Here is an 11,143-nt window from a genome sequence, read left to right as displayed (position 1 = left end):
GCCTTAGTTTTTGTATTCCTAAATTCTTGCGATAAAAGCACTCCTGCAGAGACAGAAAAACAGATAGACAAGCCACTTCCTACCAAAGCAACAGGTACTTTACCAGCTAATGGTGAACCATGCTCTGAATTTCAACCAATACCAAATGATGACACCAAAGTTTCCATTTTATTTAAATGGAATACCGCTCAAAATGCCGTTAACTATGAACTGAAAGTTTTATTAGGTAACGGGCAAGCTGCAATAACTACAGTAGGTGTTCAAGAAGCTTTAGTTACTTTGGATAGAGGTAAAACGTATACATGGACCGTGACTTCTAAGAATGAATCTGGTAGTACCGTAAGCGATACCTATTCATTTACTACACCTGGACTTTCAGAAGGTAATTATGCACCATACGCTGCAGAAATTTCAACTGAGTTCGAAACCATAACTAAATTTCTTAATGTAAGTTGGATAGGTACCGATGAAGATGGTGATGATTTGACTTTTGATGTAATTATATCAGAAAACGAAACTGTTATTTTAGAAGAAATAGACTTTGTAAATACATCAATAAGCGGAATTGGATATATAGATGATACTAATTATACCATAAAGGTTGTATCTAAAGACGGTTCTGGTAATTTTTCAGTATCAGAAGTAACTATAAATCCTGCAGAATAAATTTCTAAAAATAAGCCAACTACTTTTCCTATTTTTATGCGAATGGAAAAGAAGACTACTGAAATTGCAATAATTGGAGCTGGAATAAGCGGACTTATCGCTGCTTTAAGGCTTGAGAAAGATGGGTATTCGCCCACTATTTACGAAAAAAGCGATAGGGCAGGAGGCCGAGTAAAAACGGATATCGTTGATGGCTATCAATTAGACCACGGATTTCAAGTGCTTTTGGATGCTTACCCCAAGGCACAAGAATATCTTGATTATAATGCTTTAGAACTTCAAGAGTTTTTACCAGGTGCACAAATATTTAAACAGGGTAAAAGTTCAATTCTTGGTGATCCTTTACGAAGTTTGCAACTTTTATTTCCCACATTGTTTTCTACCATTGGTAGTTTTTCCGATAAACTCAAAATATTTAAATTAAACACTACTGTTAAGAAGAAAACCCTAGAGGAGATTTTTAATGAAGAAGAAACTACGACGCTTACTTTCTTAAAATTTTCAGGATTCTCAGAACAAATTATAGAACAGTTTTTTAGACCTTTTTTTTCGGGTATATTTTTAGAACCCAATTTAGAAACCTCTTCGAGAATGTTTCAATTTGTATATAAAATGTTCGGGACAGGAAATGCAGTAGTACCTAAAGCCGGTATGGAAGCAATCCCAAAACAATTAATTAATAAACTTCAACGCACTAAATTTGAATTTAATACTGAAGTGGATACAATTACAAATACAGAAATCATATTTGTAGATGGCAGAAAAATCACACCTGATTATACCATTATTGCCACAGATGCCTCTCCATTAGTGCCTAATTTACGTAAGCAACAACTAGACTGGTATTCATCTGATACCTTATACTTCACTTGTAAAATAAGGAAAATCGAAAAACCATTAATCGGTTTAATTTCAGATAAAGAAGCACTAATCAATAATATCTTTTATCATACGTCTATTGATACCGAACGCAGAGGGTCTGAAGAAATTCTATCCGTTACTGTAGTAAAAGAACATGAGTTAAGTGAGTACGAACTCATACAGAAAGTAAAAGAGGATTTAAAAACATTCTGCGGTATTACTACTGAACGCTACTTAAAACATTATCCTATTAAAATGGCTTTACCAAAATTGAATAATCTTCGGTATTCATTAATGCCTTCTGAAACGAGACTTACAGAGCATATATTTTTAGCAGGCGATTATTTACTAAATGGTTCTTTGAATGCTGCAATGATTTCTGGTGAAATGGCCGCTATTGGTGTAATTCATACAATAGAAAAATCTTAGCATATCAATTATTCAACCAATAGGTGAATTTTAATGTTAGTCCCCAGTTACGACTTTGGTAGGGTTCTATGAAATAATTGTTGGTATAGACAATAAACAAATCAGAAGCGGGACTGTAGCGCCATTGAAACCGCGAATTGATATTAAAATTATTGCTTTGTTCATTATACTGCAGCAGGTTGGCAAAAAAGAGTTTATTGGTCAACGTGATATCTGCCTCGGCACCTATCAACCAAAATTCATTCGTATTCCATGGTGCAGGTAAATTAATATGATTGTAGTTAAGATTAGCTTTTAAACTTACATAAGGTTGAAATCTATAACCAACTTCACCGGTTAAACTAGTTCTACTACCATCTTGATAATAACCTCCTAATCGACCTTCTAGGGCGTAGGTTATTAAACTTTGAGGCTTGGAAAGATATTCCCAACCAAAGGAATTCCAGTTGTGTTTAGTACCTGTTGCTAAATTCGAAATACCAAGCCCGCTAGGGTCGAAAGGAGAAAGTAATTCTACGTAATCATCCGATAAAAAGAATAGTAAACTACTACGTTTTCTAAAATCAAGTTTATAAGCTAAATAAGCGGTATGATCAGTTTCTTTTAATTGTTCGTTAAAATAATAAAATCCATTTAATTCTGGTCCATGGCTAAGTATCGGTCCCGCTTTCGGAAAAAATAAATGGCCTGCTTTTCCTGATAGATTTTTATAGCCTCTTCTTCGAACAAAACCAACTTCTGCAGAATAATCATTACTTACCCATTCTTCTTGTAAACGCAAATTCCATTTACGACTGGTATATGCCAAATGGGCACCTTGAGTAAAGCCACTATCATCGTCGGTAGGTGCAAAAGATTTTAACAAAAATGCCTTTCCGTTCCAAGCGTTATTGGCAGAAGCCAAATTGTATTCTACCCCAAGGTTTCTATTGTATTTAGAATAGATATCAGTTAAAGAATCATTTTCTTGTGGGTAGTTAATAGATTGTTTATTTACGAACATCATACCAATGCTACTGCGTCCAAATATTTTTCGCTGAAGTGACATTACGGCAAAGTTTTGACTTGGCTGCCCAGATTCTTCAATTGGTGCTGTTTGCATATCCATAACCCCCAAACGCCATTTATCATTAAGGTTACCACTTATTCGCGCACCAGCTTGAATAGGTACATTTAAGCCAATTCTTCTAGAGAAGAAAGGCCGAATGGTCTCATATCCAAAATTGGCGAACAAATCGCCGTTCTCTAAAAAAAACTGTCTACGCTCAGGGAAAAACAATTCGAAACGATCGAGATTTGTTACTTGGCGATCTACTTCTACTTGCGAAAAATCGGGATTTACGGTTAAATCAAGATTCAAGGAAGAGGTAAGACTAAACTTTACATCCCCTCCAATTTTTCCGTTAGTTTTAACATCTCCATCTACTTCCTGATTTTGTTTTATATCGCCTAGTACATATGGAATAATAGAGAAATTAGTTCCAGGAGCTGGTGGTGGGGCGTCCCATACCAAAGTACCTGAATACGCAAGGGAAGCGGTTGGAAATTGACGAGGAATAGGTGTCCAACTAGATTTTTCGCTCGATTTTAAATCTAAACGGCTAAAATTTATTCCCCATTCTTTTACGCCCTCTTCATATCTAATGGATTTAAAAGGTACTGCCATTTCAAAAATCCATTTTTCGTCATCACGGGTAACTTTAGATATCCATTTGCTATCCCAATTCAAGTCTATTTTTGAGCCATCATACATGGTACCATCCCATTGCGCTCCGTATGCATTCGAACCAAATGAAAAGCCTGTTGTTTGATTATTGAAAGGGTCTAGAAAAAGTAGGAAGTTATCATTTTTACCAAATGAAAAATCGCGCCGTAAAGACTCTACAAAATAGTTGGCTTTTGTCGCATTGTAAAAGGTAGCTAAGAGGTATAAGTTATCATCATCATAGGTCATTTTTATGGTCGTAGGCTCAGTAGCTTTTCGATTATCCATAGGCAGCACCATAAAAAAATCATTCGCTTCTTCAGCCATGCTCCAAGCCTCGTCATCACCAATGCCGTCTATTATAATTGAACTGGTAGCTTTGTGAATATGTAATTTATAATCTTGATTCTTTTTTTGAGAATTTACTTTTACTATAAATAGAAAAGTAAAAATGTAAAACAGCACAGAAAACTTCATTGTTCTTGATTGATAGGCACAACTTACTTAAAAAATAAATTGTTACCAATCATTGTCTAAACTTTAATCAAAAGAATAAATTAATACTATTTCAATAGCAATTGAAACATTACAATTCTCTAAAACTGTACAGAGATTTTACCTCTTATATAGAAAGGTGTACCAGGTGTAAAATGAATTTCTTCAACTGAGGCTGTCTCATTGAACAATCTACTTTCCGTTGCAAATTGAGTTTCATTCCATTGGGTGTCAAAAATATTTTCAACAATTACTCCAACCGTCCAATTTTCATACTTATAATTTAGATTGAAATCAGTTACAAAATATCCCTCAGCGGTAATGCTATAATCTTCATTTGCAGCCCTATCACCAAGGTATCTACAATTTAAACCTCCCGAAAAATTACCAATATCTGTAAATGCTAGACCACCTACAGCCGTAAAATCTGGAGCTAACGGAATGTAATCTTGACCATCAAGTTCTTCAGTACTTCTACCGTAGGTATAATTGACATCAGTAGTAAGATATAACCAATCCCAAACTTGGTACCGAACACCTAGTTCAAGACCTAATCTTCTAGTTTTGCCACTTGGCTCTACAATACCAGCATCGCCTACGTATACAAATTCTTGGTCTAAAAATAAACTCCAAAGGGTAGCATTTAAAACCATTTTATCTACTGGTTTTATTATGGTACCGAAATCAATACCATAAGCTTTTGGCAAAATATCTTGACCATCATTTGCCGTTACGACTCTTGCGTCATTAGAATGAAACCCGATACCAGTTTTTAGAAACAATTGCCAGTTTCTGTTTACAGCGAATAATGTATTTAATTTGGGACTTATTATGGATTTACTTTCACTTTTGATATCGTAATTTGCAGATAATTTGTCTTCATAATCAAACTTAAAATAGTCTAATCGAACAGAAGGATTAAACGTAAAATTTCCTGTTTTATATTCCGCATTAATAAAGGTGAAAATATTGGTTTCATCTATATCACCAAGGGCGTATTGTTCTAATACTGTTTTTCTGTTCACTGTATGTGCGAGTGAAACATCATCACTATTGTCATTTCTAAAACCAACACCACTTGAATATTTAAAGCGGTCATCTATACCAACATTTATATCAATTTGTTCAAAAACAGTTTCAGCACCAAAAACCGTTCTGTTTTCGTACTGTCGAATTTGATCTCCGTTTTTGGGGTCGTCCAAAAAGAATGTAAAGTTCGAGAATAGTTCAAAATCATATGTACTAATAAATGCCCTTGTTTTCAAGAACTGATCTTGACCTAAAAATGAGGTATGGTTAAGCATTAGATTAGTTCTGCTTGTTTCGCCTCCTTCAGTATCGTCAATAGCTCCAAAACGACCGATGATATTTTGGTTTACCGCGCGTTGTGGAATTTGACCAGATGCATCCCAGTTGCTTTGAAAATGTGAAGCTGTAATAGTTAATTCCTCTTTACCTATGTCTTTATAATGATAGCGTCCTAATAGGTTGATACGATTAAAATTCTGGGAAGATTGAAAAGGTCCGTCTGTAAGGTATACTTCAGACGCTATATAGGCATCACTTTTTGCAGTTTCAAAAACATTGAATAAACCAACAAACCTATTGGTGTTGAACTGGCCTGTTTCGTATGAAATCATGCTTTTATCAATTGATTTCTTTAATTGAAGGTCAACATAACCAGCGGTATTAAAATCACCTTTGTCAGCATAATATGGACCTTTACCAAAATTTATATTGTCTATAGTTTCTGGAATAACAAAGTGTAAATCTGCATAACCTTGTCCATGTGCATGCGAAACCATATTTACTGGCATACCATCGACACTTATAGCTATATCTGTACCATGGTCAATATCAAAACCTCTTAAGAATATTTGTTCTGCTTTACCGCCACCTGCATGTTGACCTATTAAAAGTCCAGGAACTTTACGTAGAATTTCTTGAGATGATTTGACAGGGTCTTTCTGAACATCTACATTAACGATTCTGCTCATAGCGTCTACTTTAGAAACTACCACAACTTGGTCTAAATTGATACTAGATTCTTGTAATGAAATTTTTATTCCATTTGTGAGGTGCTTTTCTTCAACAACTAAAACAAAGGTTTTAAAACCCAAATTGGAAAAGTATATTGAATCATTAACCTGAGTAACGGGTAATGAAAAAACTCCCGACAAATTGGTGTGACTATGTTGCCCAGAAGTTTGATTAAAAATACCAACGTTTTCTAATGGAACTTGTTCTTCATCTGTTAAAATTCCCTTTAGGTTTTGAGCATTGATTGTTTTAATGCAGAAAAAAAAGGCAAATCCTGTTAACAGCTTTAGTGCCCACATGCAGCTATAGTTCATAATAAATATTTTAAAATATAGAATGTCTTTAGCTGTACTTACGGTAAAAACTGCTGAAGGTTTTAGAAATATTAAAAATTAACTTAATTATCAGCTTTAATACATGATAAGTAAATTATTATATAACTCCCTTTTGCATTTATAACAATGTTTTAACGAGATGAGTTAATTATTGAGCATTAATTATATGAACTTTGTAATGAAATTAAAACAATTTATTTCTACAATATATGAGCAAACAAGCATTGTTAACTCCGTTTCATAAAAATCTACAATTAAAAAACCGTATCGTTATGGCTCCGATGACTCGAAGTCGTGCCGCGAATGCTGAGAATAAACCGGTTGATGAATTGCACGTTGAATATTATAAGCAAAGAGCTTCGGCAGGATTAATAATTACAGAAGGTTCGCAAGTATCTAAAGATGCGGTTGGTTATGTAAATACACCAGGTATTTATTCAAAGGCGCAAGTTGAAGGATGGAAAAAAGTTACTGAAGCTGTACATAATGAGGATGGGAAAATTTTCATTCAATTATGGCATGTAGGGAGAATGTCTCATCCTGATTTTCATAATGGGGAATTACCATTAGCTCCCTCAGCCATTAATCCTAATGCACAATCATATACTCCTGAGGGGTTTAAAGATACAGTAACTCCTAAAGCAATGACAAAGGAGGATATCAAGCAAACGATTGAAGATTTTGTAAATGCAGCAAAGAATGCTGTAGAAGCAGGATTTGACGGAGTTGAAATACATTCATCTAATGGCTATTTGTTTCATCAATTTTTCAATGGTACTTCAAACACGAGAACAGATGAATATGGTGGCAGTATAGAAAATAGAACTCGATTCTTTTTTGAAGTTTTAGATGCCATGAAAGAAGTTATTCCTCAAGAAAAAATAGGAGCTCGTTTTAATCCTTCTTTAAATGGTCTTTTTGGTATGACTATGGATGAGGAAACGATACCTACATTTGAGTACATCATTAAAAAGTTAAATGACTATAACTTAGCTTATGTTCACTTATCTGAACCTTTTACAGATGTATCGGAAATCTCTTTTGCTGTAAAGCATATTGCAAAACACTTCAGACCCTTATATAATGGTACATTGATGATAAATGGCGGATTTGACCAAAAATCTGGTAATAAAGTTATTGAAGAAGGTGATGCCGATTTAGTAGCATTCGGTAAATTGTTTATCTCAAATCCTGATTTAGTAGAGCGATTTGAACATAATTATGAATTGGCAGAGTGGGATAATGATACATTTTATACACCTGGTAAAGAAGGATATATTGATTATCCGACTTTTAAAGAGAAAGCCAAACATGCTTAAAAAAAGAAGCGTAATTAAATAACTATTAGGCAGGTTATTAACTATTAATTTTAAATAAGAAACATATGAATTTTACAAGAAGCGCGAAAGCACAATGGAAGGGTAGTGGAAAAGACGGTAAAGGAACAATGTCAACCGAGAGTACCGTTTTACAAGATGCTCAATATTCTTTTAATACAAGATTTGAAGATGGAAAAGGTACAAACCCAGAGGAGTTAATCGGTGCAGCACATGCTGGTTGTTTTTCAATGCAACTTAGTTTTTTACTTGGTGAAGCAGGTTTTACGCCAACAACTTTAGATGTAGATGCTAAGGTTGAATTTAAGGATGGAGAAATCGTAAAAGTGACTCTAGATTTAAAAGGAGATGTGCCAAACATTAAGGCTGATGAATTCAATAAAATTGCTAATAAAGCAAAAGAAGTTTGTCCAGTTTCAAAATTATTGAATGCTAAAATCGTATTGAATGCTAGTCTTTTGTAAATTTCAATGAAGACTTTTTATATTGGAAAAGCTGCCTGAATAGGCAGCTTTTTAGTTTTATATTCGTTTTAAGACGATTATAAATAGTAATCTGGCAACCAATTGATGTGATTTAAACTGTAATGGTTTCGCGTTAATAATTCACGTATACGAAGTAAGTAAATACACACTTTATTAAGAACTTGTAATAAAACAAGAAGACTATGGAAAATGTATTAGTAGCTGGTGCGAATGGTACCACAGGGAAAAAAATAGTTAATTTATTAAAAGCATCTCAATACTTTAATCCAGTAGCAATGGTTCGTAAAGAGGAGCAAAAAGAACAGTTTAAAAAAGATAATATAACTACAGTTTTAGGTGACCTTGAAAAAGATGTATCCCATACTGTAGCAAATATAGATAAGGTGATTTTTGCAGCTGGATCAGGTGGTAAAAAAGTAATAGCTGTTGATCAAGAGGGCGCTAAAAATTTAATTGATGCTTCTAAAAAAGCAAATATTAAAAAATTTGTAATGCTAAGTTCCATGGGTGCTGACAACCCTAAAGCTTCAGAAGATTTACAGGACTATTTAGAGGCGAAACAAAATGCAGATGAGTATTTAAAATCATCAGATTTGAATTATGCTATTGTTCGCCCAGGATCTTTAACAAACGATGCAGGAACAGGAAAAATTGAACTTAAGTCTAAGTTGGGCCAACAAGGAGCTATTACTCGAGATGATGTTGCTCAGACCTTGGTGCGTTCACTTCATGATGATGCTGCAATAAATCAAACTTTTGAAATCATTCAAGGTGATACCCTCATTGGAAAAGCAATGGATGAAATTGCATAAATAAGTTTTAATATTGATTACATTTTATGAAAGGCCCCTTTAATCAGGGTCTTTTTATTTGGGCTAACATTACTTTTTTTTGAAGTAATAACAAAAGACTAAGAATATTTATAATTACCTGATTGTATCTATTTTAGATTAAAAAAAACATGGCAACTAAGAACTTATTCAATAAAGAAGCGCAGAACAAAATAAAGGAATTGGCAGAGTCAATAGACTTTACAATGTTGGCAACAAATTTGTCTAGTTTACCCATTCATGCGATACCAATGAGTACCAAAAAAGTGGATGATTTGGGGCAAATTTGGTTTTTAAGTAATAGAAATAGCGAGCATAATGCCAACATTCATAAAAGCAATGATGTTCATTTGTTTTACTCAAAAGCTATGAGCATGGAATTTATGAATCTTTATGGGAAAGCAGAAATTGTAAATGATAAAGGTATTATCGAAAATTTGTATCAAAAAAGTGATGATAATTGGTTTGAGGGTAAAGAGGACCCGAACATTACAGCTATCAAAGTGATTCCGAAAGATGCTCATTATTGGGACACTAAGAATACTATGTTAGTAAGTTTGCTAAAAATGGGTATTGGGGCAATAACAGGGAAGAAAGTTGATCTTGGGGAACAAGGTGAGCTTTCAGTTTAAGCTTTTAATAATTCTCACACTTTTTAGGTAGTTTTATAACTACCCTTTCTTATGTATCTTCGTTTAAAATTAAATCTATTAAATATGAAAAGTTCATTGCTAAAATTGTCCATAGTATTCGCCTTGGTCATTTCCATAATATCCTGTAAAGAAAATCAAAAGAGTAAGGATGCTGAAAATGTGGTAGATGATGTACCCATGGACAGTACAGATTTAGCCTTATTGGAGCTTGAACTTCCTGAAGGATTTAAAATTGAAGTCTATGCTAGGGGAGTAGATGGTGCACGCTCAATGGCTATGGGAGATAATGGAACCTTATTTGTAGGTACCCGAACAGAAAACACGGTTTATGCCATTCAAGATACTGATGGTGATTTTAAGGCTGATAATGTGATGGTATTAGATACGATGGAAGTGCCTAACGGAATTGCTATGAGAAATGGTGACTTATATGTCGCCCAAGTGGGTAGTTTATGGAAATATCCTAATATAGAAGAACAATTGGGCGGTTCGCTTAACAAGGAGTTGATTTATGATGATTTTCCAACGGAGTTTCACCATGGATGGAAATATATTGCCTTCGGACCTGACGATAAATTGTATGTACCTGTTGGTGCACCTTGTAATATATGTAATCGTACAAATGAAGACGAACGTTTCGCTACAATTTCTAGAATGGACCCAGACGGAAGCAATCGTGAAATTTATGCTAGGGGTATCAGAAACTCTGTAGGCTTTACATGGCACCCAGAAACTGGTGATATGTGGTTTACGGATAATGGTCGTGATATGCTAGGCGATGATATACCACCTTGCGAGTTAAACCATATTACTGAAGCTGGACAGCATTTTGGATATCCTTTCTGCCATGGTGGTATAGTAAAAGACCCCGAGTTTGGTGAAGAACATCCGTGTTCAGATTTTGTTTCTCCTGCCTTACAATTGGGAGCTCACGTAGCACCTTTGGCTATTAAATTTTACACCGCTGATATGTTTCCACCAAACTATCAAGGCAAAGCATTTATTGCTGAGCATGGTTCTTGGAACAGAAGTAAGAAGGTTGGCTATAGAATTATGATGGCAGATATAAAGGATGGGGAAATTATAGATTACGAACCTTTTATTGATGGTTGGTTAAATGAATCGACACAAGAAGCTTCAGGTAGACCGGTTGATATCTTATGGTTGAAAGATGGGTCGATGCTAATTTCAGATGATTATGGTGATGCTATTTATCGTGTTTCCTATGATGGCACTGAACTTACAAGCAACTAATAAAATAATATAACAGCATCTAAAAGCAGCCCGAAAGAGCTGCTTTTTTATTT

Annotated in this window: 9 protein-coding genes; 7 read left to right on the top strand and 2 right to left on the bottom strand. The window is 34.5% G+C overall.

Translation table 11 applies throughout. From position 1 onward, the window contains the following. Both BMY56_RS18570 and BMY56_RS03635 read left to right on the top strand, forming a co-directional pair. Positions 1-666 (top strand): hypothetical protein (locus BMY56_RS18570; RefSeq protein WP_091619968.1); only part of this gene is annotated, 666 nt, incomplete at its 5' end. A gap of 42 nt (positions 667-708) precedes the next feature. After that, complete coding sequence (locus tag BMY56_RS03635; protein WP_091619965.1) at positions 709-1,956, top strand: NAD(P)/FAD-dependent oxidoreductase; 1,248 nt, start codon at positions 709-711, stop codon at positions 1,954-1,956. Positions 1,957-1,960: 4 nt separating this feature from the next. Here BMY56_RS03635 and BMY56_RS03630 read toward each other — a convergent pair whose 3' ends face one another. Together BMY56_RS03630 and BMY56_RS03625 are read right to left on the bottom strand one after the other, a co-directional pair. Next, positions 1,961-4,138 (bottom strand): DUF5916 domain-containing protein, encoded by a 2,178-nt coding sequence (locus BMY56_RS03630; RefSeq protein WP_091619963.1) that lies wholly within the window; start codon positions 4,136-4,138, stop codon positions 1,961-1,963. Between the two features lie 119 nt (positions 4,139-4,257). Further along, complete coding sequence (locus tag BMY56_RS03625) at positions 4,258-6,510, bottom strand: TonB-dependent receptor (RefSeq protein WP_245737128.1); 2,253 nt, start codon at positions 6,508-6,510, stop codon at positions 4,258-4,260. A gap of 230 nt (positions 6,511-6,740) precedes the next feature. Here BMY56_RS03625 and BMY56_RS03620 point away from each other — a divergent pair, with 230 nt between their 5' ends. From BMY56_RS03620 to BMY56_RS03600, 5 genes are all read left to right on the top strand, one after another. After that, complete coding sequence (locus tag BMY56_RS03620) at positions 6,741-7,850, top strand: alkene reductase (RefSeq protein WP_091619957.1); 1,110 nt, start codon at positions 6,741-6,743, stop codon at positions 7,848-7,850. Positions 7,851-7,915: 65 nt separating this feature from the next. Continuing rightward, on the top strand, positions 7,916-8,332 hold the full coding sequence (locus BMY56_RS03615; protein WP_091619955.1) for an OsmC family protein: 417 nt from the start codon (positions 7,916-7,918) through the stop codon (positions 8,330-8,332). Positions 8,333-8,535: 203 nt separating this feature from the next. Continuing rightward, positions 8,536-9,165 (top strand): SDR family oxidoreductase, encoded by a 630-nt coding sequence (locus BMY56_RS03610; RefSeq protein WP_091619952.1) that lies wholly within the window; start codon positions 8,536-8,538, stop codon positions 9,163-9,165. A gap of 149 nt (positions 9,166-9,314) precedes the next feature. Beyond that, entirely contained in the window at positions 9,315-9,815 is a 501-nt protein-coding gene (locus BMY56_RS03605) for a pyridoxamine 5'-phosphate oxidase family protein (RefSeq protein ID WP_091619949.1), read from the top strand. 84 nt (positions 9,816-9,899) lie between these two features. Further along, the gene (locus BMY56_RS03600; RefSeq protein WP_091620081.1) at positions 9,900-11,090 is read left to right on the top strand and encodes a PQQ-dependent sugar dehydrogenase; all 1,191 of its coding nucleotides are present in this window, start codon (positions 9,900-9,902) and stop codon (positions 11,088-11,090) included. The last annotated feature ends 53 nt before the right edge of the window (positions 11,091-11,143 follow it).

It is taken from the genome of Maribacter orientalis, assembly GCF_900109345.1.
In the GTDB taxonomy this organism is placed as follows: Bacteria; Bacteroidota; Bacteroidia; order Flavobacteriales; family Flavobacteriaceae; genus Maribacter; species Maribacter orientalis.
This window is presented reverse-complemented; position numbering and strand designations above follow the sequence as displayed.